Origin of the sequence: Bradyrhizobium nitroreducens (genome assembly GCF_002776695.1) — a bacterium.
Classification (GTDB): domain Bacteria; phylum Pseudomonadota; class Alphaproteobacteria; order Rhizobiales; family Xanthobacteraceae; genus Bradyrhizobium; species Bradyrhizobium nitroreducens.
In genome coordinates, this window is record NZ_LFJC01000003.1 from 4,526,912 (window position 1) to 4,553,283 (window position 26,372).

Below are 26,372 nucleotides of genomic sequence, written 5' to 3' on the forward strand. Positions count from 1 at the left end.
CCCGGCGTTTTCACCTCCGGAGAATTGCCATGTCGACATCCGCCGCGCTCAAACAGGCTCCCGCCCAGCCCGATCTCGCCGCCGTCAAGCAGCGCCAGCATGGCGCCTGGTCCTCGGGCGACTATGCCGTCGTCGGCACCACCCTGCAGATCGTCGGCGAGCAACTCTGTGAGGCCCTGGACCTGCGCGCCGGCAGCAAGGTGCTGGACGTCGCCGCCGGCAACGGCAACGCGACGCTGGCCGCGGCGCGGCGCTGGTGTGACGTCACATCCACCGACTATGTGCCGGCGCTGCTCAAGCGCGGGCAGGAGCGTGCGGCGGCGGACCATCTGACGGTCGAATTTCGCGAGGCTGACGCCGAAGCGCTGCCGTTTGCGGACGCCAGTTACGACGTCGTGCTCTCGACCTTCGGCGTGATGTTCACACCGGACCAGGACAAGGCGGCCTCGGAGCTTGCGCGCGTCTGCAAATCCGGCGGCAAGATCGGCCTCGCCAACTGGACCCCGCAGGGCTTCATCGGCCAGCTGTTCAAGACCATCGGCAAGCATCTGCCGCCGCCGGCCGGCGTGAAGTCCCCGGCGCTGTGGGGCACCCCGGCGCGGCTCGAGGAGATGTTCGCAAGCCAGGCCTCGGACATATCGGCCGAGCCGCGCATGTTCGTGTTCCGCTATCGCTCGCCCGAGCACTGGCTCGATGTCTTCAAGACCTTCTACGGGCCGACGCTGAAGGCGTTTGCCGCGCTCGACGAGAGCGGCCAGGCCGCGCTGAGACGCGATCTCCTGGCGTTGCTCGACGAGTTCAACCATGCCGATGACGGCACCATCGTCGTGCACAGCGAATATCTGGAAGCCGTCATCACCAAGCGCTGAGACGCCGCTCGATCGGGCCGGATCAGCTCCGGCCCGATCGTCGTCATTGGCTAGAGCGGCGCGGTCGCGCCGACGGTGTCGGCCGAGACCGCCTCGCGGCTGCCGCGTGGCTTGGGCCGTCCGGTGGTCGTATCCTTCAGCGTCTGCCGCTCGATCTCCGAATTCAGCTCGGCACCGAACATGACGACGATCGCCGACATCCACATCCACGTCATCAGGCCGATGGCTGCGCCGAGCGAGCCGTAGGTCGCATTGTAGTTGGTGAATTCCGACAGATACCAGGACAGCAGCGCCGAGCCGGCGATCCAGAGGATGGCGGCGATGACTGCGCCGAGGCTGAGCCATTGCCAGCGCGGCGCATCGCGACTGGGGGCGAAGCGGTAGAGCACGGCGAGCGCCATGAGCAGGATGAAGAACAGCAGCGGCCATCGCGCCAGCGCCGCGATCAGCTTGCTCTTGGGCGCCATGCCGAGATGATCGAGTGCAAGCGGAAAGGCGACGACGGCCGCCACCATCAGCAGCAGCGCCACGATGCCGCCGACCGTGAAGGTCAGCGACACCATGTTGAGCTTGATGAAGCTGCGCTTCTCGCGCTCCTCATAGGCGACGTTGAGGGCGTCGAAGATCGCCTTGACGCCGGCATTGGCGCTCCAGACCGCGAGCAGAAGGCCGAGCAGGAAGGTGGCACCGAGCGTGGTGTTGCCATGCGACACCACGCGCGCCACCTGGTCCTCGACGATCTGGAACGAGCCCTGCGGCAGCATGGTCGCCAGCGTCTGCAGGTTGGCGCTGATCGTCGCGGGATCGGCGAACAGGCCATAGGACGAAACCAGCGCCGTGACCGCCGGAAAGATCGCGAGCAGCCCGAAGAACACGACACCGCCCGCTGTCGCGAGCAGGCGATCGTCATCGATGCGCTGATAGGTGCGCCAGAAGATATCCTTCCAGCCCGCCCAGGGAATCGCGAACGGACTCTTGGCGCGGCGGCCGTGGCCGGGCTGTACCGCCGCACGCGTCGGGCTCGTTTCCGGTGAGTTCGCCTCGGCGTTGCGATGGTCTGGTGGAGGTTCCGGACGGATCAGGCCGGAGTTCTGGAAATAGCGCTCCGCGGTGAGCACGAAGACGGCTGTGGCTGCGATCAGGAGCCACGAGTCGAACTGCTCGGGACGCCGCGCCGGCATTCAAGCGTCCGATCTTTGGCCGTACCGCCTGCGGCGCGCCGCCGTGAAGCCCGCCAGTCCGATCGCCGCGAGCATCAAGCCAAGCTGCACGGGCCGGTTGGTGGACCAAGCGGGTCGGCCATTGCGGCGTTCGCCCGGCGCGAGCGGCGCCAGGGGAATCGCGGTTGCGACCTCCTTTACGGCCTCCCCGACCGTTCCACGCGGAATCCGCGGCGTCGCGATGGCAACGCGCATCCGGCTCGCAAGCGGCACGATCGGCCTGGCTTTGCGGTTCATCTGCGCCGTGGCGACGCCGGCGCAGACCGCCGCCAGCACCAGCAGCACGGCTCCGACGGCACCGAAACCCCAGAACTGCCCGTAGGTGATGGCGACCCAGCGATACAGGGCGATCAGCCCGACGAAGAAGGCCGCCATCGCGAACAGGCCCGCGACCGCGAACAGCCCGCCCGCCACCGCGTAAGACGTCACCTTGCCCGATGCCTGGCCGGCCCGGTCACGCAGATAGGACTGAGCGGCGCGTTTGACGTGGTTGAGCTTCAGCGCCATGCCGGCGCGCAGCAATTCGCCCGATGGCGCGAGCATCTGGACATCCTCCGAGAGCGAGAAAATTCGTCGGGGGATGAACGTGGCCGAATTTGACTTGTTCCGTCCGCGCGCGGCGGTCGTGAGCGCTCAGCCGAGATCGGCGGCCGAAATCCAGAACACCTCGCCTTCGGAATCCTCGGTGTCGAGCCAGAGCAGCGGCAGCTCCGGGAAGGCCTCGTCGACCAGGTGCCGGCCGCGGCCGATCTCGCAGATCAGCCCGCCGTCCGGCGTCAGGTGATCGGGCGCCTCCGCCAGGATGCGGCGGACCACGTCGAGGCCGTCGGCGCCGCCGTCGAAGGCGAGTTTCGGCTCGGCCCGGCACTCAGGTGGCAACGCGGCCATGCCTTCCGCATCGACATAGGGCGGGTTGGTGATGATCAAATCGTATCTGCTGTCGCCGAGCGGGGCGAACAAATCGCCGCGATGCAGCGTGATCTGCTCACCGAGCCCGTATTCGTCGACATTGCGCCTGGCAACCTCGATCGCACCCTTGGAGATGTCGACGGCATCGATCGCCGCATTCGGGAAGTGATGGGCCGCGAGAATCGCGAGACATCCCGATCCCGTGCAGAGATCGAGCACGCGCTCGACCGCATTGGGGTCGTCGATCAGCGATCCGACCTCGCCGTCGCCGCCGAAATGGGAATCCAGGAGCTCGCCGATGAAGGAGCGCGGAACGATGACGCGCTCGTCGACGTAGAAGGGCAGGCCGCGCATGTAGACCTTGTTGACGAGGTAGGCGGCCGGCTTGCGCGTGGTGATGCGTCGATGGACGAGATCGAGGATGGTCTTGCCTTCCGCAATCGTGACGCGCGCGTGGGCAAAGCCCTCGAACTGGTCGGGATTGAGGTGCAGCGCCTCGCAGACCAGAAACGCGGCTTCCGCGACCGGGTCGGTCGTGCCATGGGCGAAGGCGAGCTTGGCTTCAACGAAGCGGCTCACGGCATAACGGACGAAATCGAGCAGCGTGAGAAGCTCGCCGGGACCCACTTTCGCAGGCTTCGGCGCGGCGCGGCCGCGCGCGGTCTTTTTGGATGCTCTTGCCATCAGTATTTGGTCCAGCGTGCGGCGGCCTCGTCGTCACGGGCCTGGGCCTCGACCCAGCCGGTGCCGGTGGCGCTCTCTTCCTTCTTCCAGAACGGCGCGTTGGTCTTGAGGTAGTCCATCAGGAACTCGGCCGCCTGGAATGCGGCCTGGCGGTGCTGCGAGGCGGTCAGCACCAGCACGATGTTATCACCCGGCATGAAGCGGCCGACGCGGTGGATCACCGTGACGCCGTTCAATGGCCAGCGTGAAATGGCCTCGTCGGCATGACGCCTGATCTCTTCCTCGGCCATCCCTGGATAATGCTCGAGCGTGAGCGCGGCGACCTTGGCGCTGTCGTCGTCCGCACGGCAGATGCCGGAAAAGCTGACGACGGCACCGATATCGGTGCGGCTCCTGGTGAGGACCGCGATCTCTCGGGCGATATCGAAATCGTCTTCCTGGATGCGGATCGCGACGGGGCAGCTGGCGACAGGGGAGGTCATGGCCTAGCCGCCGGTCATCGGCGGGAAGAACGCGATCTCGCGGGCGCCGGCGATCGCGGCATCCGATTTGACATGGGCGTGGTCGATCGCGGCGCGGATCACCTTCGGCTTCTCGAACGCGTAGGCATAGGCCTCGCTCTGGCTGGACAGCCAGGCGATCAGCTCCTCGACGGTGCGCACGGTCGAAGGCGGCTCGATGGTCTCCTCCGCCTTGCCGACGCGCTCGCGCACCCAGGCAAAATATTTCACCTTCATCCCTCGTCCTCCTTGATGAGGTGATGGATGCCGGCACGGAAATAATCATAGCCGGTGTAGATGGTCACGATCGCCGATGCCCAGAGCAGCGCGAGGCCGATCATCGAGACGACGGGCACCACCTCGTCGCCGGCAGGTCCCGCGAGCAGAAACCCGATCGCAACGAGCTGGACAGTGGTCTTCCACTTGGCAAGCTTGGTCACGGGCACGCTGACGCGGAGCGCGGCGAGGTATTCGCGCAGGCCCGAGACCAGGATCTCGCGGCACAGGATCACGATGGCGGCCCACAGCGACCAGCCGTGGATGATGCCGTCGGCGGCCAGCATCAAAAGGCAGGATGCGACCAGCAGCTTGTCGGCGATCGGATCGAGCATCCGGCCGAAGGCCGATTGCTGATTCCAGATTCGCGCGTAATAACCGTCGAGGTAATCGGTGACCGCGGCGGCGATGAAGATGGCGACCGCGACCCAGCGAAGCCAGAGCGGCTGATCCAAAATCGACTGCGCATAGATGCACCCGACCACGACCGGGATCGCGGCGATCCGGCCATAGGTCAGGATGTTCGGGAGGGACATCGCGCGGCTGGTCGTCCCTCGTGTCGTGGCGATGTTCATTCGTCCTACCAATACCGCTCAAGCCCGCAGGTCAACCGTTCCGCTCCCAGATGGGGCACGGCATGCGACGACCATATGACCCGAGCTCCCTTTTGGGCCCCTTTAGTTCATCCCGGCTGGGGATGGAAATAATCGAAAATCCTGCGGGCGCTCTCGGCGCTGACCCCCGGAACCTTGCCGAGATCGGCGATCGAGGCGCGTTCGATCTCCTTCAGGGTCCCGAAATGATGCAGCAAGGCACGTTTGCGTGACGGGCCGATGCCCGGAATCTCCTGCAAACCGGCCTCGCGGATGTCCTTCTTGCGCAGCTTACGGTGCGAGCCGATGACGAAACGGTGGGCCTCGTCGCGCAGGCGCTGGATGAAATAGAGCACGGGGTCGCGCGGCTCCAGCTTGATGGCCTCGCGCTCCGGCATGAACAGGGTCTCGCGGCCGGCATCCCGGTCCGGCCCCTTGGCGACCGACATCAGCGACACCTGGGTCAGGCCGAGGCTGGCGAAGATCTCGCGGACCGCGTTGAGCTGGCCGCGGCCGCCGTCGATGATGACGAGATCGGGCCATTGCGGGAAATCATCGTCCTTGGTCTTGGTGCCGGCGTCCTCGGGCGGATTGATCAGGCGCTTGAAGCGGCGCTCCAGCACCTCGCGCATCATGGCGAAGTCGTCGCCCGGCGTGATCCCTTCCGACTTGATGTTGAACTTGCGGTACTGGTTCTTCACGAAACCATCCGGGCCGGCCACGATCATGGCGCCGACCGCATTGGTGCCCTGGATGTGGCTGTTGTCGTAGACTTCGATGCGCTTGGGCGCATGCGGCAGGCTCAGCGTCGTGGCCATGGCGTCGAGCAGGCGGCTTTGCGTGGCGGTATCGGCGAGCTTGCGGCCGAGCGCCTCGCGCGCATTGGTCAAGGCGTGGGCGACCAGCTCCTTCTTCTCGCCGCGCTTGGGCGTGGTGACCTCGACCTTGTGGCCGGCCTTGATCGCCAGGGCATTGGCGAGCAGCTCGCTCTCCTCGATCTCGTGCGAGAGCAGGATGACCTTCGGGGGCGGCTTGTCGTCGTAGAACTGCGCGAGGAAGGAGCCGAGCACCTCTTCCGGAGTGAATGACTTCTCCGCGCGCGGAAAATAGGCGCGGTTGCCCCAGTTCTGGCCGGTGCGGAAGAAGAACACTTCGACGCAGGAGAAGCCGCCCTCCTGGTGGATGGCGAACACGTCGGCTTCCTCCACCGTGCGCGGATTGATGCCCTGCTGGGACTGGATCGCCGAGAGCGCAGCGAGGCGGTCGCGGTAGAGCGCGGCGCGCTCGAACTCGAGCTCGCCCGCCGCCTTCTCCATCTCGCCGGCGAGCTCCTGCTTCACCGCGTGGCTCTTTCCGGACAGGAAGTCGGTCGCCTCGCGTACCAGCGTCGTATAGCCGCCGAAGTCGATCTCGCGCGTGCAGGGGCCGGCGCAGCGGCGGATCTGGTAGAGCAGGCAGGGCCGGGTGCGGCTCTCGAAGAAGGAATCGGTGCAGGAGCGGATCAGGAAGGCGCGCTGCAGCGCCGTGATGGTGCGGTTGACCGCGCCGGCGGAGGCGAACGGGCCGAAATAGCGCCCAGGCCGGCTCTGCGCGCCGCGATGCTTGAGGATCTGCGGCGCCCAATGGTCGCCGGTGATCAGGATGTAGGGAAACGATTTGTCGTCGCGCAGCTGCACGTTGAAGCGCGGCCGCAGCTGCTTGATGAGGTTGGCTTCCAGCAGCAGCGCCTCGGTCTCGGTGTTGGTCGAGACGATCTCCACCGTGACGGTGGCGGCGATCATACGCAGGATGCGGGCGGGCAGCGGCGCGCTTTGCCGGGCGTAGCTGGACAGGCGCTTTTTGACGTTCTTGGCCTTGCCGACATAGAGCACGTCGGCATTCGCGCTGAGCATGCGATAGACGCCGGGCGAAGTCGGGGCGAGCCGGACCGCGCGCTCGATCGCCTCATGGCCGGTCGCCAGCGGCTCCTCGCCGACCGCGCCGCTCTCCTCCAGGATGTCTGGCAGTCGCGCATCGTCATCGTCCTCCCCGGCGGGGGCGGCGGGATCGATATCCGGCGCTGCCAACGCCTCGGGCGGCACGTCGCTCGCAGTCGTCCGCGGCGATTTCCGCGCGCGGTCGTCCGGGTCGTCGGTGGAATCGTGAACCATGGGGCGAATTTAGGCGCTGGGGGTGCCGATTTGAAGTTCCGGCGATGCGGCGCACACAGGATGGCGGCGCAGTTCCCGGTAACGCTTGCTTAAGCCTGTTAACAGCGCGGTAACCCCGCTTAACAGCCCTTTAACTTAAAACTCTCGATAAATCTTACGCGAAAAAGTGGTGGTTCCGTAACCATGCGGTTTTGCCTCGCGCGGCGGCGCAGGCATCGCGGGGACGGCAGTTGCGTTGGAGTTAAGTGATGAAGAGGCTCGTTGTGGGCGCGGCCGCGTTGGTTGCAGCCGGCTGGACAGCTTCGGCAGAGGCCGCCGATCTCAATTACGGGCAGCGTGCCCCCTACACCGTCAATCAGCCGCTCAATGCGTATAGCTGGGCCGGTCCTTATCTCGGCGGCAACATCGGCTACGAATGGGGCTCGGTCGACAACAATCCCTCCAAGCCCTCGGGCTTCGTCGGCGGCGTGCAGGCCGGCTACAATTTCCAGAACGGCCCGTTCGTGTTCGGCGTCGAAGGCGACATCCAGGCCGCCGGGGCCGACGATACCTTCGCGCCGTGGAAATTCTCCAATCCGTGGTTCGGCACCCTGCGCGGCCGCGCCGGCTATGCCTTCAGCAATGTGCTGTTCTACGGCACCGCGGGCCTCGCCTTCGGCGAGCTACGCGCGCAGACCTTCGGCTGGTCGGAATCGCATACGACCGCGGGCTGGACCATCGGCGCGGGCGCGGAAGTGGGCCTCACTCCGAACTGGAGCGCCAAGCTGGAATATCTCTACATCGATCTGTCGACCAGTCAGTTCGCAATTACGGGCGTGTCAAACGGCTATAGCGCCAGCGTCGTGCGCGCAGGCGTGAACTATCGCTTCTGATAGCTGAAGAAGAAACTACCGGACAACAACCTCCCGGCCGCTCGCGGCCGGGATTTTTTTGCGCGAAATATTGCGCCGAAGTGTCGTGCGTCAGGCCCGCTAGGAGAGGATGACGAGATTGACCGCCTTCGGTCCCTTCCCCTTCTTGTCGGGTTCGACTTCGAAAGTAATGCGCTGTCCTTCGGCAAGGTCCTTCAGTCCCGCCCGCTCCACAGCTGTAATATGCACGAAGACGTCGCGACCACCGTCGTCAGGCTTGATGAAACCGTAGCCGCGTTCGCCGTTGAAAAACTTGACCGTTCCCGTCATGGCCATCGGGAAACTCCCCCTCATTGCTCCTCCGTCGCGACGCAGACGCACGTCGCGACATGACCGGGCTTCACGGAGCCCGGGAGAGCTGGCCATCCTTGGGCGGACCGCTGGCGGTCCGGCCGGATCTTTCTTAGGCCTTCACTCCGCCGCAACCATTCGCGGAAGCGGAACGTAAAGCCAGTCACGGAAACAGCATAATACGGTTCTCTGCAGATTGACTACCGCTCCTGCATATTTTTCCCAAGAATGCCGGAGTGTTACGGCTTCTTGGCTCTAAGGCTTGGGCACTTCCAATCGGAATCTGGCAGCACCGCCCTGGCCGAGCGGCATTTCCAGCTCGGGCAGGATCGTCTTGAGTTCGCCCTGCAACGTGTAGGGCGGATTGACGATCAGCAGCCCGGTGGAGGCCAGCGCCCCGCCTTCGAGCTGGGGGGCGACGCTGAACTCGAGGCGCAGACATTTTCCCGGTGGTTTTGCTGCAGCTGCGAGCCGCGCCACGGTCTGGGCCAGCATGTCGGTGGCGCGCCGGCTCTTGGCCGGATACCAGATGAGATAGATGCCGGTCGGCCATTTCGCGAAGGCCGCCGAGAAGGCTTCGCCCAGCCGCTCGAACTCGTCCTTGGCCTCGAACGGCGGATCGATCAGCACGAGGCCGCGCCGCTCCTTCGGTGGCACGAAGGCGGGCAGCGCCACCCAGCCGTCGAGATCGACCACGCGGGCCTGTTCGTCGTGGCGCAGAACGCCGATCAGCGTTTTCCGCGCCTTCGGCTCGAGCTCGCAGGCGACGAGCCGGTCCTGCGGCCTGAGCAGGCCGCGCGCGATCAGCGGCGAGCCGGGATAGGCCTTGAGCTCTCCCTTCGGATTGAAGGCGCGGACGATGTCGAGATAGGGCTTGGCCAGCGCCGCGCTCTCGTTCGACAGGCGGGCCTGCATCAGCCGCGCGATGCCGGTCAGCCATTCGCCGCTGCGGCGCGCCTCGTCGCTGTCGAGATCGTAGAGGCCGGCCCCGGCATGGGTGTCGATGACGCGGAACGCCCCCGGCTTGTCCTGCAGATAGGTGATGATGCGCGCCAGCACGATGTGCTTGATGACATCGGCGAAGTTGCCGGCGTGGAAGGCGTGGCGGTAGTTCATAAGAAGATCTGCGGCTCGTATGAGAATGCGCAGCTCTTTCTACTCGTCATGGCCGGGCTTGTCCCGGCCATCCACGTCTAGATGCACGGCGCCATGTACGTGGATGCCCGGGACAAGCCCGGGCATGACGACGGATAGGCTGGGTTCTAACCGCCCCTGATCGGCGGCATCGTTACCTGCTCGCGGCGACAGGCGCGGCGGTCGGTTTCCTCGCAGGCGCGGAATTGCAGGTCCTTGCTGAGGCAGATGCGGACCTCGGAGAGCCTGGTCCGGTTGCAGGTGACCGAGACGGCGGCATTGCTCAGCCCCGGATTGGCCTTGATGAAGGCTTCCTCCACCTCCGCCGGCGCCACGGTCTTGGCCTGCGACAGATCGAGATATTCGGCCGGAATCTTGATCGCAGCGCGTGCTTTGCGGATCGTCTCGAAATAGCCGCGGCCTTCGAGGCCTGAGCACGTGCCGTGCTTGTCCCATTCGTTGAAGATCAGGCCCGGCGCCGGCATCAAATCGAGCATCGAGGAGACGATATTGCGGTTCAGCCGCGGCGCGGGCCGCTGGCAATATTCCGGGAAGCCGTTCTCATATTGCGGCCACAGCCCGTGCACCACGAAGGCATAGGGCCGTCCGCCGCACTGGATCTGGGAGCGGCCGCCGCGCTCGGCTGCCTCCTCGCAGAACGAGGGCGACCACGACAGCGACAGCACATAGAAGTCGAATTCGCCCGGCGCGTTCTGCCGCTTGTCCTGGGCCTTTGCATCCCCGGCGAACGCGGCGAGGCCCGCGGCAAGGAGCAGGGAAAGGGCCAGCGAGATCACGAGGCGGGAGAACGAATGCAATCTGGAATGAAACATGACGACGCCCCTCAACTAGACTGTGCAGGAAAGCCTAGCAGGCGATAAGAACATTTCAAGAACAAAATTCGGGCGGCAGTCGCCGGGCGTCTGATAAACCCGAATCAGGGCTGTTCGAATTAGGGTTTGGCGGCGCGGCAGGCCGGATTATAGGCCCAGTTGCGGTCGAGCCCGACGACGCACCACTCGACGCCGTTGCCGTAGCCGGCGAATCCACCATCCTCGATGAGCGAGAAGTGCACTTTGCGCACCTTGCCGTCATTGAGCATGGCGTCAGCGGTGCAATAGCGGCGCGGAATGTTGTCGGATTGCCAGGGCCGGAATGCGGTCTCGCGCACGGCGGAGAAGCCGGTAATCTTCAACGAGGAATTCCAGAACGTGCTTTCCTTTTCCCAGAACTGGGTGGCGATCGTCGGCAGCGCCCTGTCACAATCGGCGACGGCCCCGTCGTAGCGCGGCCCGCTCAGCCAGAAGTTCATTTCCAGCGGGTTGGCGGCCCTGGCCTCACTGAGCGACATCGCTCCGAACAACAGGCCGAGCACGGCGGCATAGCGGAGCGATTTCGGGGAGGGGGCGCGCATGTTCAATCCGGACGGCTAAAGTCTTGCAAGGGCTGGACGGTGCCGCGAAGGTCGGGGGAGGTCAAGTGCAGCGCGGCAACACTTCGCCAGGAGTTGACCACAACGTCGCGGTCGGCAGGGCTTCGGTTCTTTCCACTTCGAGTCTGGCACCGTAAACTGGCGGTCAGCCAATTGGAGTGACGGGAATGCGAATCATTGCGGCCGCGGGCTTTCTCGCCCTGGGTATGGTGGCGAGCCAGTCGGCGCGCGCCGACTACGTCCCGCCGTTCAAGGGCAACGACACCGGCGGCATCATCGCCTATTCGATGGCCACCCAGGTCGATGCCCGGCAGGTCGCGGTCGATCATTGCGCGCGCTACGGCAAGGTGGTCAAGTTCCTGGCCGTGCAGGCTTATGAGGGCGGCTACATCTCGTTCTCCTGCCGCTGGGTGCCCTATGGCGCCGCCGAGCAGCCGATCCGCACGCTCTACTGAGGCTTTTTCGTAACGCCGCATCTCAGCCGGGAGCTTCTCGCATGACGCGCAAACTCGCTTTGCTCGGCTCGACGCTTTGCCTCGTGGTGTCGGCTGGCGTGGCCAGTGCCGACGACCTGCCGGTGCGCAAGGCCGGCCTTTGGGAATTGAAGATGGTCAGGACCGGCACGCCGATGCCCGAGATGACCATGCAGCATTGCACCGACGAGACCGTCGACAAGGAGATGAGCAACAACGTCTCGCCGATGGCCAAGCAGATCTGCGCCAAGCAGGACGTCAAGAAGACCGCGACCGGCTATGTCAGCGATTCCGAGTGCAGCGTCGCTGGCATCAGCACGACCTCGCACGCCGAGATCACCGGCGATTTCAACTCGGCCTATACGGTGAAGACCACCTCGCACGCGCAGGGCGGCGCGGCCGGTGCGGCGGGCCGGGACACGACGATGCAGCTCGAAGCGAAGTGGCTCGGGGCCTGCAAGCCCGATCAGAAGCCCGGCGATATCGTGATGCCCGGCGGCTTCAAGATGAACGTGCGCGACATGGACAAGCTGAAGGCGCTGCTGCCGAAGTAGGTTTGTCGTTGCCGCGAAACCGGTGCGCTCCCTCGCCCCGTTCTTACGGGGAGAGGGTTGGGGTGAGGGGCATCTCTCCGCACGTGCGATCGTCGTGAAACCTGTACCCCCTCACCCGGATCGCAAGAGCGATCCGACCTCTCCCCGCAAGCAGGGCGAGGTAAAGAAGCATCTACACCGGTATCCTCACGCTCGCCCGCAATCCCCCCATCGGGCTGTCGCCGAGCGTGATGTCGCCGCCATGCGAGCGGGCGATGTCGCGGGCGATGGCAAGGCCGAGGCCCGTGCCGCCTTCGTCCTGGTTGCGGGCGTTGTCCAGCCGCAGGAACGGCTTGAACACTTCTTCGCGCAAATGCATGGGAATGCCGGGTCCGTCGTCGTCGACCGTGACGGTCAAATAACGGTGATCGCGCTGGCCGGTGATGGCGATGCTCTTGCCGTAGCGTGCCGCGTTGGTGACGAGGTTGGCGAGGCAGCGCTTGAACGAGGCCGGCTTCACCGTCACCACGGGCAGGCCGTGGAAGGCGACGGTCGCGGCATGGCCGTGGCGCTCGGCATCGCCGCGCAGCTCCTCGAGCGCCTGCGCCATGTCGGTCGGCTGCGACTGTTCGCCGGAATCGCCGCGCGCAAAGGCGAGGTAATCCTCCAGCATCATCGACATCTCGTCGACGTCCTTGCGCATGCCGTCGAGTTCCGGGCTGTCGCCGATCAGCGCCAGCTCGAGCTTGAAGCGGGTCAGGATGGTGCGCAAATCGTGACTGACGCCGGCGAGCATCGCGGTGCGCTGCTCCATGGTGCGCTCGATGCGCGATTTCATCTCGAGGAAGGCGACCGACGCCCGCCGCACCTCGCGCGCGCCGCGCGGTCTGAAGTTCGGCGCCTCGCGGCCCTTGCCGAAGCTCTCGGCGGCGTCGGCGAGGCGCAGGATCGGCTTGATCTGGTTGCGCAGGAACAGCACCGCGACGATGAGGAGGATCGACGACGTGCCGACCATCCAGAACAGGAAGATCTCGGAATTCGAGGCATAAGCGGCGCTGCGCTGCGCGAACACGCGCATCACGGCATCGTCGAGCTGGATCCGGATCTCGACGAGATTGGAGCGCCCGACCGTGTCGATCCAGAACGAGCGCCCGATCTGGCGGCCGAGCTGCACCGACAGCGTCTGGTCGAGCAGTGAGAAGAACGGCTTCGGTCCCGGCGGCGGCATGTCGCCCGCCGGCAGGAAGTCGACCACGAGGCCGAGGCGCTGCTGCGCGATGCGGCGGATCTGGTCGCGATCCTTGTCTTGTGGATAGCCCTTGTAGACGTCGATCAGCGCGGCAATGTCCTGCACCACCGCGGCCGAGAGGCGGCGCGTCACCGTGTTCCAGTGCCGCTCCATGAACACGAAGGCGACGACCGATTGCAGGATCACCATCGGCACGATCATGATGAGGAGCGCGCGGGCGTAGAGGCCGGTCGGCATCCAGCCCTTGAACGCGTTGCCCATCCAGCCATTGGCGGCGGAGACGCGGCCGGCGGCGCTCTTCAGAAGCGTCAGGCCGGTATCGATCGTGCTCATCTGGCGCGCTTCACTTGCGTTATGGCGAGGCCACCAGCCGGTAGCCGATGCCGCGCACCGCCTGGAGGAACAGCGGATTGGCGGGGTCGGTCTCGATCTTGCGCCGGAGGCGATTGATCTGCACGTCCACGGCGCGCTCGTTGACGCTGCCATTGCCGGTCAGCGCGCTACGCGGCACGGTCTCGCCCGGCGTCTCCGAGAGAATGCGCAGCATCTCGCGCTCGCGGTCGGTGAGGTGGATGACCTCCTCGCCCTGGCGCAGCTCGCCGCGATCGAGATGGTAGATGTAGGGACCGAAGACGATCTTCTCGACCGCCGCGGCTTGCGGCGGCGGGGCGGCGCGCTTGAGGATGTTGTTGATGCGCAGCGCCAGCTCGCGCGGCTCGAACGGCTTTGCGACGTAGTCGTCGGCGCCGATCTGCAGGCCCTCGATGCGGGCCTCCGCCTCGTGCCGCGCCGTCAGCATCACGATCGGCACCGAGGAGGATGTCCGGATGAAGCGGGCGAGATCGAAGCCGGTCTCGCCCGGCATCATCACGTCGAGGATCAACAGGTCGAAATGCAGACCCAGCAATTTCGAGCGTGCATCGCCGGCGCTCGCGGCGGTGGTGACGCGGTAGCCTTCGGCCGCGAGGAAGCGCGAGAGCAGATCGCGGATGCGGCGGTCGTCGTCGACCAGCAGCAGATGCGGCGCGTCATCGGCGGGGCGCGCCGGGGGGCGGGCGAGAGTGGCAGCGAGTGGCACGGTCACTCCTTGGTGTCGTGGTTGACGTTGGCGAAGATCGTCGCGAGCACCTTGTCCGGATCGTCGCGGTCGATCATCGCGCGCAGGAAGCGCTTGACGGTCTCGGCATCCTGCGGGCTCATCTCGGCGAGCGCCTTGGTGATGCGCGTGGTCTGCAGACCGGCGAGCTTCTGCACCAGCTCCTCACCCTTCGGCGTTGCGTAGAGCAGGCGCTGGCGGCGGTCGTTGTCGCCGGTCTTCTGCACGATGTAGCCCTCGTCCAGGAGCTGCTTGAGCACGCGGCCGAGCGACTGCTTGGTGATGCGCAGGACGTCGAGCAGGTCGGCGACCTTGAGACCGGGATAGCGGTAGACGAAGTGCATGACCCGGTGATGAGCCCGGCCGAAGCCGAAGGCTTCCAGCTCCTGGTCGGGATCACCGACGAAATCGCGGTAGGCGAAGAACAGCAGCTCGATGATATCCCAGCGCAAATTGCCTCCATCGCCTGCGGCCGAACCGGGCCCGGCGGCGTCGTGAGAGGACGTTGCGAAATTTATGTCAGGCATATTGACGTATCTTGGGTTCAATGTTACAAAACGATCGACCCGCACGAAATTTTAGATCGTATCGCGTCGGGTGGCATCGAAGCAGGGCGGCCGGAGAAAGCCGGACAGGTAACGACGGCCGGATCAGATCTACCGTGCGATTGTCGAGCGGCATTTCGGCAAAACATACTGGACTTCCGCCTTCCGCAAAAGCATGTCCTGCCCGACATGCTGGTCACGGAAACCGGCCGTAACAAGGCTGGCGGTGGTTCGGCCAGCAATCTAATCAAGCCAGCCGGGCCCAATCGGGGCAGGCGGGCGCCAGAACAGCGCCGCCATCGGCAGCGGGAGGCAAGGACATGAGCATGAAATTCGACATCCAGCCCGCATCTAACCCGACCCCCGAGAAGGACCGCGTGGCCAAGCTGGTGGACCCCGGCTTCGGGCGGGTCTTCACCGATCACATGGCGATCGTCCGCTACAACCAGGCCAAGGGCGGCTGGTACGAGGCGAAGATCGAGGCACGCGCCAATTTCCCGATGGATCCGGCCGGCGCGGTCCTGCACTACGCCCAGGAGATTTTCGAGGGCCTCAAGGCCTACAAGCGTGACGACGGCGGCGTGAACCTGTTCCGCCCCGATGCCAATGCGCGGCGCTTCAAGGACTCCGCCGATCGCATGGCGATGGCGCAGCTGCCCGAGGACGTCTTCATCGAGGCGGTCGAGCAGGTCGTGAAGATCGACCGCGCCTGGATGCCCGGCGGCGAGGGCAGCCTTTACCTGCGGCCTTTCATGATCGCGAGCGAGACCTTCCTCGGCGTCAAACCGTCGTCCGAATACATTTTTGCAGTCATCGCTTCGCCTGTGGGATCCTACTTCAAGGGCGGGCCTGCGCCGGTGTCGATCTGGGTGTCCGAGAATTACACGCGCGCCGCGGTCGGCGGCACCGGCGCGGTCAAGTGCGGCGGCAATTATGCGGCGAGCCTGCGCGCTCAGGCCGAAGCGATCCAGCATGGCTGCGATCAGGTCGTCTTCCTCGACGCGATCGAGCGCCGCTATATCGAGGAGCTCGGCGGCATGAACGTGTTCTTCGTGTTCGACGACGGCTCGCTCTCGACGCCGCCGCTCGGCACGATCCTGCCCGGCATCACTCGCGACTCCATCATCACGCTCGCCAGGGATGCCGGCAAGACCGTGCGCGAGGAGCCGTACTCGCTCGACCAGTGGCGCAAGGATGCGGCCTCGGGCCGGCTGAAGGAAGCCTTCGCCTGCGGCACCGCCGCCGTGATCTCGCCGATCGGCAAGGTGCGTTCGGTGAGCGGCGATTTCGAGATCTCGGGCGGCGCCGCCGGTCCCGTCGCCATGGGGCTGCGCAAGCAGCTCGTCGACATCCAGTACGGCCGCACCAACGATCCGCACAACTGGATCCGCAAGGTGTTTTGAGATTTCTCCCTCTCCCCGTACCCGGGGAGAGGGAGAAAGCGCAATGTTTGTGGACTTTTGCGCTGTGAACTCCTCGCCACGACTACGCGACAAAGCCAGGACACAACAAGCATCCTGGACATCGCGCTCATGGCAACAAAGCTCTCCCAACCCATGAAATGGGTGGTTCTCGCCGCCATCACCGGCGTTTCCGTTTTCGGCATCCTGACCATCGGCCCCACGCATGAGGTGGCCGCACAAGACCGCTCGCCGATCGTCGACGTGCGCACCACCGATCCCGAAATGAATGCCGCGATCGCGCGCGCCCGCGGCACGCTGCCGACCTTCTGGGCTTCCTATGAAGCGCCAAAGCCGTCGGAGGAAGGCCATTCCCTGAAGGTGCGCTTTCATACCCGCAAAGGGGGCGAGCACATCTGGATCGCCGAGGTGAAGAAGCTGCAGAACGGAGGCTATTCGGGCTTCTTCGCCAACCAGCCACGGGACCTGCCGGGCAAGCGGGCAGGCGACAAGGTCGAGTTCGCTGAAGCCGACATCTCGGACTGGATGTTCATGCGCAACGGCAAGATCGTCGGCGGCGAGACCATCAAGCCGACGCTGAAATCGCTACCCAAGGCGGATGCCGATGCGCTCCGGGCGCGGATGGAGCAGCCGTAGGGCGCTTTCTTCCCTTCTCCCCTTGTGGGAGAAGGTGGCGCGAAGCGCCGGATGAGGGGTTGGCTCCACGAGTTCAAATGTGAGTTGAATTCGCGGAGAGAACCCCTCACCCGGCTCGCCGCTACGCGGCGAGCCACCCTCTCCCACAAGGGGAGAGGGCAAGAACGGTTGCCGCCTTGCGCCCCGGCTGGTAAACGCCCGCATGGCCGAGAAACCCAAAAAACCCCAGAAACTGAAGGCGCGCCTGCCGCGCGGGCTCGAGGATCGCGACCCCTCAGCGATCCGGGCGACGCGCGAGATGGTCGAGAAGATCCGCGCCGTCTACGAACTCTACGGGTTCGAGCCCGTCGAGACGCCGGCGATGGAATACACGGACGCGCTCGGAAAATTCCTGCCCGACCAGGATCGTCCGAACGAGGGCGTGTTCTCGTTCCAGGACGACGACGAGCAGTGGATCAGCCTGCGCTACGATTTGACCGCGCCGCTGGCGCGCTATGTCGGCGAGCGCTACGGCACCGACGCGCTGGTCCTGCCCTATCGCAGCTACCGCGTCGGCTACGTCTTCCGCAACGAGAAGCCCGGCCCCGGGCGCTTCCGCCAGTTCATGCAGTTCGATGCCGACACGGTCGGCTCGGCAACGCCCGCGGCGGATGCCGAGATCTGCATGATGGCGGCCGACACGATGGAGGCGCTCGGCATCGCGCGCGGCTCCTATGTCGTGAAGGTGAACAACCGCAAGGTGCTCGACGGCGTGCTGGAAGCGATCGGACTCGGCGGCGAGGAGAACGCAGGCCGCAGGCTGATCGTGCTGCGCGCGATCGACAAGCTCGACAAATTTTCCGCCGACGAGGTGCGCAAGCTGCTCGGCCCCGGCCGATGGGACGGTGGCGAGGAAGGCAAGGGCGACTTCACCAAGGGGGCCAATCTGAGTGCCGCTGAAGCTGATGTCGTTCTCGCCATCACCAAGCCGCGGGACGATTGGAAAGACGCAATTGCTGCCGCTGAAACGTACCTCGCCAAGAGCGAAGTCGGTCAGGCCGGCGTAAGTGAACTGGAAGAAATCGCAAAGCTGGTCACGGCGTCGGGCTACGGTGCCGATCGCATCAAGATCGATCCCTCCGTCGTGCGCGGCCTCGAATATTACACCGGCCCCGTCTATGAGGTCGAACTCCTGCTCGAGACCAAGGACGAAAAGGGCCGGCCGGTGCGCTTCGGCTCTGTCGGTGGTGGCGGACGTTATGACGGTCTCGTCTCGCGCTTCCGTGGCGAGCCGGTGCCGGCGACCGGTTTTTCGATCGGGGTCTCTCGCTTGCAGGCCGCGCTGACGCTGCTCGGCAAGCTCGACACGCGGCCCGAATTCGGCCCCGTCGTCGTCACCGTGTTCGACCGCGACCGCGTCGCCGACTACCAGAAGATGGTGGCATCCTTGCGCGCCGCCGGCATCCGCGCCGAGCTCTATCTGGGCAATCCCAAGAACATGGGCAACCAGCTCAAATATGCCGACCGCCGCAACTCGCCTTGCGTGATCATCCAGGGCTCGGACGAAAAGGCGCGCGGGGAGGTGCAGGTCAAGGATCTGATCGAGGGCGCGAAGGCAGCGGCCGCAATCGCCTCCAACCAGGAATGGCGCGAGAGCCGGCCGGCACAATTCTCGTGCAGCGAAGCCGATCTCGTCGCGAAGGTGCGCGAGGTCCTGGCCCGCCATGACGTAAGGTGGGGATAGCCATTCGCCCCGCTTGTCATGCGCGGGCTTGACCCGCGCATCCATCTTCAAAATGATGGATTGGCGGGGCAAGCCCGGCAATGACGAAGCAGGAAACATTGAAGCAGCAGGGAGATAACGATGCCTGAGATCACCGTCAGCATGGCCGAGGGCCGCACCGACGAGCAGAAGGCCGGCATGATGCGCGACATCACCCAGGCACTGGTGAAGAATCTCGGTGTCGATGCCGATGCCGTCGTCATCCAGATCAACGAAGCCCCGCTCCGCCACAAGATGAAGGGCGGCAAGACGTTTGTGGAGCGCGCGGCCGCGGCGAAGAAGTGACGCGTTAGCGTCATTCCGGGGCAGCCCGTTCAGGGCTGAACCCGGAATCTCGATCGACAATCTCCGGATTCCGGGTTCGCGCTTCGCGCGCCCCGGAATGACGAGCAGGCACCATGGACGCACGCGACTTCATCGAGATCGGCATGAGCGCCGAGCGCACGCTGGTGGTGCCGGCTGAGCGCACGGTCGGGCATTTCGTGCCCGGCATGCCTTTTGTGTACGCGACGCCGATGATGATCCTGGAGATGGAGATGACGTCGGGCGATGCGATCCGCTCGGCGCTTCAGCCGGGCTGGGTCACCGTCGGGACCGAGGTCGATATCCGCCATCTCGCAGCCGCCCTTGTCGGCGCGACGGTGCGGACCACCGCGACGGTGGTCGCGGTGGAGCGCCGCGTCATCCGCTTCGAGGTCGAGGCGTTCGAGGGCGCGCGCAAACTCGGCGAGGGCCGCCACGCGCGCGGGCTCGTCAATGTCGAGATGTTCAACAAGCGGCTGGGCGCGACGTAGCTTCTGCTTGCTCTGCCCCGATCCTGAGGAGACCGCGCAGCGGTCGTCTCGAAGGATGGCCGCGGGCGAGAGCCGGGCCTTTCATGGTTAGAGACGGCGCTTCGCGCCTCTTCACCATGAGGATCAACTACTTCGCCAATTCCTTCGAGCGCTTGGTCGCCGCTGCGACCGCGCGGATCATCAACTCGCGCAGGCCCGGCTCGCCCATCAGCACGCCGAGCGCTGCGGCGGTGGTGCCGCCGGGCGAGGTGACGTTCTGGCGCAGCGTGGCGGAAGGAAGCTCCGACCGGTGCAGCAGCTCGCCGGAGCCCGCAACGGTTTCGCGCGCAAGCTTGGTCGCCAGCGTCTCGGGCAAGCCCGCCTCGACGCCGGCGCGGGCGAGTTCCTCGGCGAGCAGGAACACATAGGCTGGCCCCGAGCCGGACACGGCGGTGACCGCGTCCATCAGGCTTTCATCCTCGACCCATTCGACCGAGCCGGTCGCGCGCAGCAGCGCATCGGCCACCGCGCGCTGCACCGCGCTGACGTTGTTCGCTGCGACGGCGACGGTGATGCCGCGGCCGATCGCGGCCGGCGTGTTCGGCATCGCGCGTACCACGGCTCCGCCGCAGACCTCCTCGAGCGATGCGATCGTGGTTCCAGCCATGATCGAGACCACAGAGGTCTGGTCCGAGACGAACGCTTTCAATTTGGCGCCGGCCTCGCGGAACATCTGCGGTTTCACCGCGACGACCAGCGTCTCGACCTTGCCGGCCGCCGTCACATCGGGATTGAGCGCCACGCCCTTGGCCGCGAGCGCGGTGATCTCGGGCGACAGATGCGGATCGACCACGGCGACGCGGCGCGGATCAAGCCCGCCCGCAAGCCATCCGGTGAGCATCGCGCCGCCCATCTTGCCGGCGCCGGCGAGCAGGATGGTGCCCGTGATGTCTTGGAGGGGATTGTTTGCCATCGCCGTTGCCACACACTCAGGCGTCATCCCCGCGAAGGCGGGGATCCATAACCATGAGTGGTTCTAGTGGATGGAGGTGTTGGCAACAAGTCGCGTGCCACAAGCGAAATCACGCGGTATGGATCCCGGATCTGCGCGCGCTTTGAGCGCGCTTGTCCGGGATGACGTGGGGAGGGGAGCGTCGGCTCTATTGCGGCGCGAGGATCCTTACGCCTCTCCGACCGTGTCGAACATCGCCGCGTCCATGGCTTGCGCGGTGGTCTTGCCGGCCCAGACCACGAACTGGAACGCCGGGAAATAGCGCTCGCAGGCGTGGATGGCGCCGGCCAGCATGGCTTCGCATTGCGCGGTCGAGGCGGTCAGCCCGCCCGGCAGCACCAGGGCCTGGCGATGCATGACCATTCCGCTGTTGGTCCACAGATCGAAATGGCCGACCCATAGCTGCTCGTTGACCGCGGCGACGAGCCGCTGCACCTCGCCGCGGCGCGCGAGCGGAATCTTCATGTCGAAGGCGCAGGCCAGATGCAGCGCCTCGATCTCGCCCATCCAGGTGAAGGAGAGCTGGTAGTCGGTCCATTGTCCCTTCGAGACAATCGTGAGTTCGTCTTCGCCGGAGCGTTCGAACGGCCAGTTGTTGCTGGCAGCGATATCCTCGACCACCGCGAGCGGATGGCTTCTGGAATCGATAGTGCCTTCGAGCAGGGACATGCCGTCTCGACCTCTTGCCTTCTTGTTGTCTTTGATACGCACACGGTTGGGCCCGGCGCACGCTCCCTAAACGTCGCTACGGCGTCCCCTCGGAGTCGCCTTTGCGATCTCCTCGGGGTCTTGCGATCCCTCGGATCAGCGCGGGCCTGTCGCGGATCAAGTGATGTGATTTGCGGAATCTGCGCAACGGGGTCCCGAGTCCGTCCACAAGCCAGGACTCGTTCGTCCACAGCTCATCTCCGCCACAATTCTTAACAGGAAGAACAAATCAGAATCGAAAACGCCAGCCGGCGCCAACCGTTAATTCCGCCGTGCGAGGGCCGAACCGCCGCCCGGGCATGGGACCATGCGATTTGCCCATGCGGAACGCGCTTGCCGCGCCGGCTCGCCGGCTGCATATTTCCTGTCAGGCCGTTCATTCCGGACGGCCGATGTTCTCAGGGCGGGGTGAAAGTCCCCACCGGCGGTAAGGGCCGAAAGGCCCAAGCCCGCGAGCGCCTTCCCCGAGGTCTTTGCCGAAGGGAAGGGTCAGCAGATTCGGTGCAACTCCGAAGCCGACGGTTAAAGTCCGGATGAAAGAGAACGGTCGGTGGCGGACGCATCGTGAGGATGCGGCTGTTTGTCGTTCCGTGTGCCCTGATTCTGGTCCTTAAACCGAGGAAAGCCATGAATCAGATGTTGCAAGATACCCAAGCCGAAACTGAATTCCCCCAACCGCCGGTTCCCAAAGGACCCGCGAGCGAGCACCCGCGCTTCGCAAAGCCGCAGCGGGTGGCTTTCGTGCAGGCCTGCTGGCACCGCGACGTGGTCGAGGAAGCCCGTATCGCCTTCATCAAGGAAGCCGAGGCGCGGCATCTCACCCATGTCGACGTGTTCGAGGTGCCGGGCTCGTTCGAGATCCCGCTGCACGCGCAGGTCCTCGCCAAGACGCGGCGCTACACCGCGATCGTCGCGGCCGGCCTCGTCGTCGACGGCGGCATCTACCGCCACGAGTTCGTCGCCGACACCGTGATCAAGGCGCTGATGGACGTGCAGCTGCGCACCGAGGTGCCGGTGTTCTCGGCCGTGCTGACGCCGCAGCAATTCCACGAGACCGAGGTGCATTACGACTTCTTCCGCAAGCATTTTGCGATCAAGGGCGTCGAGGTCGCCGCTGCCTGTGCCGAGACGCTGCTCGGCCTGGAGCGCCTGCGCGGCCAGGTCGCCGCGGGGATCGTGGGGTAGTAAGGGGCGGAAGGACCGCGCACTCCCTCGCCCCGCTTGCGGGGAGAGGGTGGGGTGAGGGGGAGCTTCCACGGGGACGGTGAGCGTTTGACTCGCGGAGAGTCCCCCTCACCCGGATTGCATCTGCGATGCAATCCGGCCTCTCCCCGCAAGCGGGGAGAGGCGAAGAAGCGTCAGTCGAACAGGCTCGACACCGATTCTTCGGCCGCCGTGCGCGCGATCGCATCCGAGATCAGGCTGGCGATCGGCAGGGTGCGGATGTTCGGCGCCTTGGTCACCGCTTCCGTCGGCAGGATCGAATCGGTGATCACGAGCTCCTTCAGCCGGGAGTTCGTGATGCGGGCGGCCGCGCCGCCGGAGAGCACGCCGTGGGTGATGTAGGCGTAGACGTCCTTGGCGCCCTTGGCGATCAGCGCGTCGGCCGCGTTCACCAGCGTGCCGCCGGAGTCCACGATGTCGTCGATCAGGATGCAGGTGTAGCCGGCGACGTCGCCGATCACGTTCATGACCTCGGATTCGCCCGCGCGCTCGCGGCGCTTGTCGACGATGGCGAGCGGGGTGTTGATGCGCTTGGCGAGGCCGCGCGCGCGCGCCACGCCGCCGACGTCGGGCGAGATCACCATCGTCTTGGAGAGGTCGAACTTGTCCTTGATGTCGCGCACCATCAGCGGCGCCGCGTAGAGATTGTCGGTCGGGATGTCGAAGAAGCCCTGGATCTGGCCGGCGTGCAGGTCGAGCGTCATGACGCGGTCGACGCCGGCCTGCGTGATCAGATTGGCGACCAGCTTGGCCGAGATCGGCGTGCGCGAGCCCGATTTGCGGTCCTGCCGGGCGTAGCCGAAATAGGGCAGCACCGCGGTGATGCGGCGCGCCGAGGAGCGGCGCAGCGCGTCGGTGATGATCAGCAATTCCATCAGATGGTCGTTCGCCGGGAACGAGGTCGACTGGATGATGAAGGCATCCGAGCCGCGGACGTTCTCCTGGATCTCGACGAAGATCTCCATGTCGGCGAAGCGCCGGACCACCGCCTTGGTCAGCGGCAGGTCGAGCCCTTGCGCGATGGCCTGGGCGAGAGCCGGATTGGAGTTGCCGGCGACGAGCTTGATGGAGCCGTTCTTGCCCGACATGGATGCTTCCTCCCGCGCTTTGCTGGATACGACGTTCAACATCTCAGATCCCACTGGAAGCACGGTTACGACGGGCGAGGAAATATCAGGCCGAGGGCTGCGATGGCAACCCGGGAGGCTACGTTTTCCCTTCGAAAATCCTGAGTCGGGCCAACGGCTTGGCCGCAACTTGAGGCCGTGGTTTAGCGGGGGTTATCGCTCGGCATAGCCGAGTGCCGTGGCCGGCATCTCGGGTGCGGGTGCGATCGGAGCGACGCTCGCCACAGCCGGTCCCCGCAGGCCAGGCGCAGTGCCCGGTGCATCCGGCGTTCCGTTGATCATGTTGGAAAGTCCGCTGAATCCGGCCTGGGCGATCTTGCGCAGCACGAGGTCGTCGGCGGCGTTCCAGGGATCGCGGCCGCCCTTGGCCGAGGTCGGTTCCTCCCCGGCCAGGCGCAGCGCGCGCTGCTGGTTGGCGTCGTAGACGTCCCAGACCCAGGCGATCACGGTCTTGCCGCGTACGACCTGAGCCGAGAGATAGCTGCGCACGCGATAGGCAGCCGTCCCCTCGCGGGAGACCACGGACAGGCTGCGCAGCTTGGATTCGCTGTCGAGCACGCCGACCATGCGGTCGAACACCTGCGGCGGCGGCCCGTCGATCGATTCGAAGGCGACCGTCGCTCCCGAGCCGGTGCTCGGCGCCATCGCGTAGGAATTGGCAGCGCCGCCACCGCCGGCGCAGCCGCCAAGCGCGGCCGATGCCGCCAGCAGCATGGCCGCCAGCACGCGCGTACCCGCACGGCCCAGGATGAATGACGCGTCCCTCATTATGGAGGGCAGCGATATCGTTAAAATCGATTAAGGTCTAGGGCAGGGGCGACACAGCACACGTCATTCCGGGGCGCGCCACTTGGCGCGAGCCCGGAATCCATTTCGCCGCCTGAATTGCTGCACGATGGATTCCGGGTTCTCGCTTCGCGAGCCCCGGAATGACAGCGTGTTGCCTGTGTGTTCACCCCTCGAGCGCGATGGCGTGGACGTGGCGGCCGTAGTCCGGCTCCTTGCGATGCACGGAGCGGCGGTAGCTGAAGAAGCGCTCGTCGGCGTAGGTGTCGAGACCGAGGTCGTCGATCATCAGGATGCCGGCAGCTTCCAGCCGCCTGCGAATGAAGCCGGCGAGATCGAACATCGCGTGTCCCTCGCGCCGCGAGGGGATGAAGAACATCGCATTGTCCGCGTCCGCCTCGATGAAGCGTGCGACGAACTCGTTGCCGACCTCGTAGCTGTCCTGACGGATCAGCGGCCCGATCGCGGCGATGATGCCGCCGCGCGTGGCGCCGAGCGTCTCCATCGCGGCAATCGTTGCCTCCAGCACGCCTGATAGCGCGCCCTTCCACCCCGCATGCGCGCCGCCGATGACGCGCGCGCTGGGATCGACGAACAGCACCGGTCCGCAATCGGCGGTGGACACCCCGAGCGCAATGCCGGGCGATGTCGTGACCAGCGCATCGCCCTTCGGTCGCGGCCCGCTCGGCCATGGTGTTTCGGCGATGAGCACGTCGGGCGAGTGGATCTGGTGCAGGCTGAGGAAGCGATCCGCCGCGACGCCGACATGTTCGGCCATGCGGCGGCGGTTCTCCGCGACAAGGGTCTGATCGTCGCTGGAGCCGAGGCCGCCGTTCAGCGCGGAATAGATGCCGCCGGAGACGCCGCCTTCGCGGGTGAAGAACGCGTGGCGAAGTCCGGGTACGGCCGACAGCAGCGACGAGGTGAGGGTCATCAATCGTCTCCGGCCGGTTCGAGATCGCTGAGGCCGGCTAGGCCCGTCAGCCGCGGCTCGGAGATGCCGAGCACTTTGAACATCGAGCCCATGCCGCTGCGCCCGGTTTCCGTCAGGCGCTTGAGGGCGATCGAAATGTCGGTGGCCACTTCCGGTGTCGCCTTCTGCATCAGGGCGGCGGCCCTGGTGTCGATGCCGATCCGCCTGAGGAAATCGCCTTGCGTCACCGGCCCGTGCACGCGCGCGCCGACAGCCTCGGCCGCACCCGCCAGCGCCTGGAAGTCGACATGGGCGGTGACGTCGGCCTGCCCGGGCGCCTTCAGGGGATCGGCGAAGGTGTGGCGCGCAATCGCCTGGAAGGTGTCCCCGGCATCGCTGCGCAAATGGCCGTAGTCGATGATCAGCGCCGCGCCGTCCTGGTCGCGCACGCGCGTGGCCAGCTTCATGATCTCCCCGTCGGGCCGCCATTCGAACACGGCGCCGATTGGTGCGGCGCGGACCAACGGCGGCAGCAGCACGTCGAAGCGCGGCGTCGGCTCCGGCGCCACGCCGAATTGAAGCTTTCCGTTGCCGTCGATCTCGATCACGCGCTCGTGCCAGCCGTTCTCGTGGCGGACCATCTGGTGGATCGGCAGCACGTCGAAATATTCGTTGGCGAGGATGATGCTCGGCCCTTCCGGCACGTCATCGATGCTGTCGTGCCAGGAGATGTTGCGCACGGCCGACAGTGTCGCACCCTGCCGCTCGCGCAGGACGGGATTGACCTCGACCATGTGGATGTGGAGCGCCTGGTAGAGCGGCGGCAGCACGCGGAGCGCGCGCAGCGCGTCCGCCATCATGGTGCCGCGGCCGGGGCCGAGCTCGATCAGCCGCAGGAATTGCGGCGAGCCCATCTGCTTCCACACCGAGGCGGTCCACAGGCCCAGGAGCTCGCCGAACATCTGGCTGACTTCCGGCGCGGTGGTGAAGTCGCCCTCACGCCCGAGCGGATCGCGCGAGACGTAATAGCCGTGGCGCGGATGCATCAGGCACAGTTCCATGTAGCGCCAGACCGGCATGGGGCCCGAGGCTTTGATCAGCGCCTTGATCTCGTCGAGTAGCGGCTGGTCGGTCACGGTCTGTCT

30 protein-coding genes and 1 riboswitch are annotated in these 26,372 nt (G+C 65.6%); of the genes, 10 read left to right on the forward strand and 20 right to left on the reverse strand.

From position 1 onward, the window contains the following. Positions 1 to 29: 29 nt before the first annotated feature. Positions 30 to 869: a class I SAM-dependent methyltransferase gene (locus TSA1_RS21800; RefSeq protein ID WP_100178127.1), complete on the forward strand. Its 840-nt coding sequence runs from the start codon at positions 30 to 32 to the stop codon at positions 867 to 869. Between the two features lie 50 nt (positions 870 to 919). Here the strand turns inward: TSA1_RS21800 and TSA1_RS21805 are convergent, their stop codons facing one another. The 7 genes from TSA1_RS21805 to uvrC all read right to left on the reverse strand — a co-directional run bounded on the left by TSA1_RS21805 (position 920) and on the right by uvrC (position 7,201). Next, on the reverse strand, positions 920 to 2,050 hold the full coding sequence (locus TSA1_RS21805) for a YihY/virulence factor BrkB family protein (protein ID WP_100178128.1): 1,131 nt from the start codon (positions 2,048 to 2,050) through the stop codon (positions 920 to 922). Next, positions 2,051 to 2,632: a phage holin family protein gene (locus TSA1_RS21810; RefSeq protein ID WP_100178129.1), complete on the reverse strand. Its 582-nt coding sequence runs from the start codon at positions 2,630 to 2,632 to the stop codon at positions 2,051 to 2,053. A 90-nt stretch (positions 2,633 to 2,722) separates the two neighbouring features. Then, the gene (gene prmB / locus TSA1_RS21815) at positions 2,723 to 3,682 is read right to left on the reverse strand and encodes a 50S ribosomal protein L3 N(5)-glutamine methyltransferase (protein ID WP_100178130.1); all 960 of its coding nucleotides are present in this window, start codon (positions 3,680 to 3,682) and stop codon (positions 2,723 to 2,725) included. Continuing rightward, positions 3,682 to 4,164, reverse strand: a complete 483-nt coding sequence (locus TSA1_RS21820; RefSeq protein WP_100178131.1) for a molybdenum cofactor biosynthesis protein MoaE — start codon at positions 4,162 to 4,164, stop codon at positions 3,682 to 3,684. Before TSA1_RS21820 ends, prmB begins: the two co-directional genes overlap by 1 nt. A gap of 3 nt (positions 4,165 to 4,167) precedes the next feature. Next, positions 4,168 to 4,419: a molybdopterin converting factor subunit 1 gene (gene moaD, locus TSA1_RS21825; protein WP_100178132.1), complete on the reverse strand. Its 252-nt coding sequence runs from the start codon at positions 4,417 to 4,419 to the stop codon at positions 4,168 to 4,170. After that, positions 4,416 to 5,033 carry a CDP-diacylglycerol--glycerol-3-phosphate 3-phosphatidyltransferase gene (gene pgsA, locus TSA1_RS21830; RefSeq protein ID WP_097657541.1) on the reverse strand — a complete coding sequence of 206 codons (618 nt, stop codon included), beginning with the start codon at positions 5,031 to 5,033 and terminating at the stop codon, positions 4,416 to 4,418. The genes moaD and pgsA overlap by 4 nt, the downstream gene beginning before the upstream one ends. A 107-nt stretch (positions 5,034 to 5,140) precedes the next feature. Continuing rightward, positions 5,141 to 7,201: an excinuclease ABC subunit UvrC gene (uvrC, locus tag TSA1_RS21835; RefSeq protein WP_100178133.1), complete on the reverse strand. Its 2,061-nt coding sequence runs from the start codon at positions 7,199 to 7,201 to the stop codon at positions 5,141 to 5,143. A gap of 248 nt (positions 7,202 to 7,449) precedes the next feature. Here uvrC and TSA1_RS21840 point away from each other — a divergent pair, with 248 nt between their 5' ends. Next, positions 7,450 to 8,073, forward strand: a complete 624-nt coding sequence (locus tag TSA1_RS21840) for an outer membrane protein (RefSeq protein ID WP_174719011.1) — start codon at positions 7,450 to 7,452, stop codon at positions 8,071 to 8,073. A 99-nt stretch (positions 8,074 to 8,172) separates the two neighbouring features. On the opposite strand, the gene TSA1_RS21845 is transcribed toward TSA1_RS21840, so the two are convergent. The 4 genes from TSA1_RS21845 to TSA1_RS21860 form a co-directional block, all read right to left on the reverse strand. Beyond that, positions 8,173 to 8,388 (reverse strand): cold-shock protein, encoded by a 216-nt coding sequence (locus tag TSA1_RS21845; RefSeq protein WP_008544396.1) that lies wholly within the window; start codon positions 8,386 to 8,388, stop codon positions 8,173 to 8,175. Between the two features lie 270 nt (positions 8,389 to 8,658). Continuing rightward, complete coding sequence (locus TSA1_RS21850; RefSeq protein ID WP_100178135.1) at positions 8,659 to 9,519, reverse strand: 23S rRNA (adenine(2030)-N(6))-methyltransferase RlmJ; 861 nt, start codon at positions 9,517 to 9,519, stop codon at positions 8,659 to 8,661. Positions 9,520 to 9,665: 146 nt separating this feature from the next. Beyond that, positions 9,666 to 10,370 (reverse strand): ribonuclease T2 family protein, encoded by a 705-nt coding sequence (locus tag TSA1_RS21855; RefSeq protein ID WP_100178136.1) that lies wholly within the window; start codon positions 10,368 to 10,370, stop codon positions 9,666 to 9,668. A gap of 119 nt (positions 10,371 to 10,489) precedes the next feature. Further along, positions 10,490 to 10,951, reverse strand: coding sequence for a hypothetical protein (locus tag TSA1_RS21860; RefSeq protein WP_100178137.1), 462 nt, complete (start codon positions 10,949 to 10,951; stop codon positions 10,490 to 10,492). A gap of 185 nt (positions 10,952 to 11,136) precedes the next feature. On the opposite strand from TSA1_RS21860, the gene TSA1_RS21865 reads away from it, so the two are divergent. Together TSA1_RS21865 and TSA1_RS21870 are read left to right on the forward strand one after the other, a co-directional pair. Further along, the gene (locus TSA1_RS21865; protein WP_100178138.1) at positions 11,137 to 11,424 is read left to right on the forward strand and encodes a hypothetical protein; all 288 of its coding nucleotides are present in this window, start codon (positions 11,137 to 11,139) and stop codon (positions 11,422 to 11,424) included. Positions 11,425 to 11,465: 41 nt separating this feature from the next. Next, positions 11,466 to 11,996 (forward strand): DUF3617 domain-containing protein, encoded by a 531-nt coding sequence (locus TSA1_RS21870; protein WP_100178139.1) that lies wholly within the window; start codon positions 11,466 to 11,468, stop codon positions 11,994 to 11,996. A gap of 172 nt (positions 11,997 to 12,168) precedes the next feature. On the opposite strand, the gene TSA1_RS21875 is transcribed toward TSA1_RS21870, so the two are convergent. Genes TSA1_RS21875 through TSA1_RS21885 form a run of 3 tightly spaced genes read right to left on the reverse strand, consistent with a single transcriptional unit; the run spans position 12,169 to position 14,847 of the window. Beyond that, a complete protein-coding gene (locus TSA1_RS21875; RefSeq protein ID WP_100178140.1) occupies positions 12,169 to 13,557 on the reverse strand; it encodes an ATP-binding protein in 1,389 nt (462 codons plus the stop codon). Positions 13,558 to 13,576: 19 nt separating this feature from the next. Then, a complete protein-coding gene (locus tag TSA1_RS21880) occupies positions 13,577 to 14,308 on the reverse strand; it encodes a response regulator (RefSeq protein ID WP_100178141.1) in 732 nt (243 codons plus the stop codon). Next, complete coding sequence (locus TSA1_RS21885) at positions 14,305 to 14,847, reverse strand: MarR family winged helix-turn-helix transcriptional regulator (protein WP_245448388.1); 543 nt, start codon at positions 14,845 to 14,847, stop codon at positions 14,305 to 14,307. Before TSA1_RS21885 ends, TSA1_RS21880 begins: the two co-directional genes overlap by 4 nt. 338 nt (positions 14,848 to 15,185) lie before the next feature. Here TSA1_RS21885 and TSA1_RS21890 point away from each other — a divergent pair, with 338 nt between their 5' ends. The 5 genes from TSA1_RS21890 (at position 15,186) to TSA1_RS21910 (ending at position 19,478) form a co-directional block, all read left to right on the forward strand. Next, the gene (locus TSA1_RS21890) at positions 15,186 to 16,268 is read left to right on the forward strand and encodes a branched-chain amino acid aminotransferase (protein WP_100178143.1); all 1,083 of its coding nucleotides are present in this window, start codon (positions 15,186 to 15,188) and stop codon (positions 16,266 to 16,268) included. Between the two features lie 129 nt (positions 16,269 to 16,397). Continuing rightward, positions 16,398 to 16,922, forward strand: coding sequence for a YegJ family protein (locus tag TSA1_RS21895; RefSeq protein WP_100178144.1), 525 nt, complete (start codon positions 16,398 to 16,400; stop codon positions 16,920 to 16,922). Positions 16,923 to 17,124: 202 nt separating this feature from the next. Beyond that, a complete protein-coding gene (gene hisS, locus TSA1_RS21900; protein WP_100178145.1) occupies positions 17,125 to 18,645 on the forward strand; it encodes a histidine--tRNA ligase in 1,521 nt (506 codons plus the stop codon). 120 nt (positions 18,646 to 18,765) lie between these two features. Continuing rightward, a complete protein-coding gene (locus TSA1_RS21905) occupies positions 18,766 to 18,969 on the forward strand; it encodes a tautomerase family protein (RefSeq protein WP_008144861.1) in 204 nt (67 codons plus the stop codon). A 113-nt stretch (positions 18,970 to 19,082) separates the two neighbouring features. Continuing rightward, a complete protein-coding gene (locus TSA1_RS21910) occupies positions 19,083 to 19,478 on the forward strand; it encodes a thioesterase family protein (protein WP_100178146.1) in 396 nt (131 codons plus the stop codon). 127 nt (positions 19,479 to 19,605) lie between these two features. Here TSA1_RS21910 and proC read toward each other — a convergent pair whose 3' ends face one another. Together proC and TSA1_RS21920 are read right to left on the reverse strand one after the other, a co-directional pair. Beyond that, positions 19,606 to 20,430 carry a pyrroline-5-carboxylate reductase gene (gene proC / locus TSA1_RS21915; protein WP_100181273.1) on the reverse strand — a complete coding sequence of 275 codons (825 nt, stop codon included), beginning with the start codon at positions 20,428 to 20,430 and terminating at the stop codon, positions 19,606 to 19,608. Between the two features lie 207 nt (positions 20,431 to 20,637). After that, positions 20,638 to 21,138, reverse strand: coding sequence for a type III secretion system chaperone family protein (locus TSA1_RS21920; RefSeq protein ID WP_100178147.1), 501 nt, complete (start codon positions 21,136 to 21,138; stop codon positions 20,638 to 20,640). A gap of 429 nt (positions 21,139 to 21,567) precedes the next feature. Further along, positions 21,568 to 21,726: riboswitch (FMN riboswitch) on the forward strand. 78 nt (positions 21,727 to 21,804) lie between these two features. Here TSA1_RS21920 and TSA1_RS21925 point away from each other — a divergent pair. Continuing rightward, positions 21,805 to 22,362 (forward strand): 6,7-dimethyl-8-ribityllumazine synthase, encoded by a 558-nt coding sequence (locus TSA1_RS21925; protein WP_100178148.1) that lies wholly within the window; start codon positions 21,805 to 21,807, stop codon positions 22,360 to 22,362. Between the two features lie 173 nt (positions 22,363 to 22,535). Here TSA1_RS21925 and TSA1_RS21930 read toward each other — a convergent pair whose 3' ends face one another. The 4 genes from TSA1_RS21930 to TSA1_RS21945 all read right to left on the reverse strand — a co-directional run bounded on the left by TSA1_RS21930 (position 22,536) and on the right by TSA1_RS21945 (position 26,363). Continuing rightward, positions 22,536 to 23,489, reverse strand: coding sequence for a ribose-phosphate pyrophosphokinase (locus TSA1_RS21930; protein ID WP_174719012.1), 954 nt, complete (start codon positions 23,487 to 23,489; stop codon positions 22,536 to 22,538). A 192-nt stretch (positions 23,490 to 23,681) separates the two neighbouring features. After that, positions 23,682 to 24,296, reverse strand: coding sequence for a hypothetical protein (locus tag TSA1_RS21935; protein ID WP_100178150.1), 615 nt, complete (start codon positions 24,294 to 24,296; stop codon positions 23,682 to 23,684). A gap of 184 nt (positions 24,297 to 24,480) precedes the next feature. Continuing rightward, a complete protein-coding gene (pgeF, locus tag TSA1_RS21940; RefSeq protein WP_100178151.1) occupies positions 24,481 to 25,248 on the reverse strand; it encodes a peptidoglycan editing factor PgeF in 768 nt (255 codons plus the stop codon). Continuing rightward, positions 25,248 to 26,363, reverse strand: a complete 1,116-nt coding sequence (locus tag TSA1_RS21945; RefSeq protein WP_100178152.1) for a class I SAM-dependent methyltransferase — start codon at positions 26,361 to 26,363, stop codon at positions 25,248 to 25,250. Before TSA1_RS21945 ends, pgeF begins: the two co-directional genes overlap by 1 nt. Between the last annotated feature and the right edge of the window lie 9 nt (positions 26,364 to 26,372).

Coding starts and splice junctions, on each gene's coding strand:
- TSA1_RS21800 (WP_100178127.1), top strand. CDS start 30: ATGTCGACATCCGCCGCGCTCAAACAGGCTCCCGCCCAGCCCGATCTC.
- TSA1_RS21805 (WP_100178128.1), bottom strand. CDS start 2,050: ATGCCGGCGCGGCGTCCCGAGCAGTTCGACTCGTGGCTCCTGATCGCA.
- TSA1_RS21810 (WP_100178129.1), bottom strand. CDS start 2,632: ATGCTCGCGCCATCGGGCGAATTGCTGCGCGCCGGCATGGCGCTGAAG.
- prmB (WP_100178130.1), bottom strand. CDS start 3,682: ATGGCAAGAGCATCCAAAAAGACCGCGCGCGGCCGCGCCGCGCCGAAG.
- TSA1_RS21820 (WP_100178131.1), bottom strand. CDS start 4,164: ATGACCTCCCCTGTCGCCAGCTGCCCCGTCGCGATCCGCATCCAGGAA.
- moaD (WP_100178132.1), bottom strand. CDS start 4,419: ATGAAGGTGAAATATTTTGCCTGGGTGCGCGAGCGCGTCGGCAAGGCG.
- pgsA (WP_097657541.1), bottom strand. CDS start 5,033: ATGAACATCGCCACGACACGAGGGACGACCAGCCGCGCGATGTCCCTC.
- uvrC (WP_100178133.1), bottom strand. CDS start 7,201: ATGGTTCACGATTCCACCGACGACCCGGACGACCGCGCGCGGAAATCG.
- TSA1_RS21840 (WP_174719011.1), top strand. CDS start 7,450: ATGAAGAGGCTCGTTGTGGGCGCGGCCGCGTTGGTTGCAGCCGGCTGG.
- TSA1_RS21845 (WP_008544396.1), bottom strand. CDS start 8,388: ATGGCCATGACGGGAACGGTCAAGTTTTTCAACGGCGAACGCGGCTAC.
- TSA1_RS21850 (WP_100178135.1), bottom strand. CDS start 9,519: ATGAACTACCGCCACGCCTTCCACGCCGGCAACTTCGCCGATGTCATC.
- TSA1_RS21855 (WP_100178136.1), bottom strand. CDS start 10,370: ATGTTTCATTCCAGATTGCATTCGTTCTCCCGCCTCGTGATCTCGCTG.
- TSA1_RS21860 (WP_100178137.1), bottom strand. CDS start 10,951: ATGCGCGCCCCCTCCCCGAAATCGCTCCGCTATGCCGCCGTGCTCGGC.
- TSA1_RS21865 (WP_100178138.1), top strand. CDS start 11,137: ATGCGAATCATTGCGGCCGCGGGCTTTCTCGCCCTGGGTATGGTGGCG.
- TSA1_RS21870 (WP_100178139.1), top strand. CDS start 11,466: ATGACGCGCAAACTCGCTTTGCTCGGCTCGACGCTTTGCCTCGTGGTG.
- TSA1_RS21875 (WP_100178140.1), bottom strand. CDS start 13,557: ATGAGCACGATCGATACCGGCCTGACGCTTCTGAAGAGCGCCGCCGGC.
- TSA1_RS21885 (WP_245448388.1), bottom strand. CDS start 14,847: ATGCCTGACATAAATTTCGCAACGTCCTCTCACGACGCCGCCGGGCCC.
- TSA1_RS21890 (WP_100178143.1), top strand. CDS start 15,186: ATGAGCATGAAATTCGACATCCAGCCCGCATCTAACCCGACCCCCGAG.
- TSA1_RS21895 (WP_100178144.1), top strand. CDS start 16,398: ATGGCAACAAAGCTCTCCCAACCCATGAAATGGGTGGTTCTCGCCGCC.
- hisS (WP_100178145.1), top strand. CDS start 17,125: ATGGCCGAGAAACCCAAAAAACCCCAGAAACTGAAGGCGCGCCTGCCG.
- TSA1_RS21905 (WP_008144861.1), top strand. CDS start 18,766: ATGCCTGAGATCACCGTCAGCATGGCCGAGGGCCGCACCGACGAGCAG.
- TSA1_RS21910 (WP_100178146.1), top strand. CDS start 19,083: ATGGACGCACGCGACTTCATCGAGATCGGCATGAGCGCCGAGCGCACG.
- proC (WP_100181273.1), bottom strand. CDS start 20,430: ATGGCAAACAATCCCCTCCAAGACATCACGGGCACCATCCTGCTCGCC.
- TSA1_RS21920 (WP_100178147.1), bottom strand. CDS start 21,138: ATGTCCCTGCTCGAAGGCACTATCGATTCCAGAAGCCATCCGCTCGCG.
- TSA1_RS21925 (WP_100178148.1), top strand. CDS start 21,805: ATGAATCAGATGTTGCAAGATACCCAAGCCGAAACTGAATTCCCCCAA.
- TSA1_RS21930 (WP_174719012.1), bottom strand. CDS start 23,489: ATGTCGGGCAAGAACGGCTCCATCAAGCTCGTCGCCGGCAACTCCAAT.
- TSA1_RS21935 (WP_100178150.1), bottom strand. CDS start 24,296: ATGAGGGACGCGTCATTCATCCTGGGCCGTGCGGGTACGCGCGTGCTG.
- pgeF (WP_100178151.1), bottom strand. CDS start 25,248: ATGACCCTCACCTCGTCGCTGCTGTCGGCCGTACCCGGACTTCGCCAC.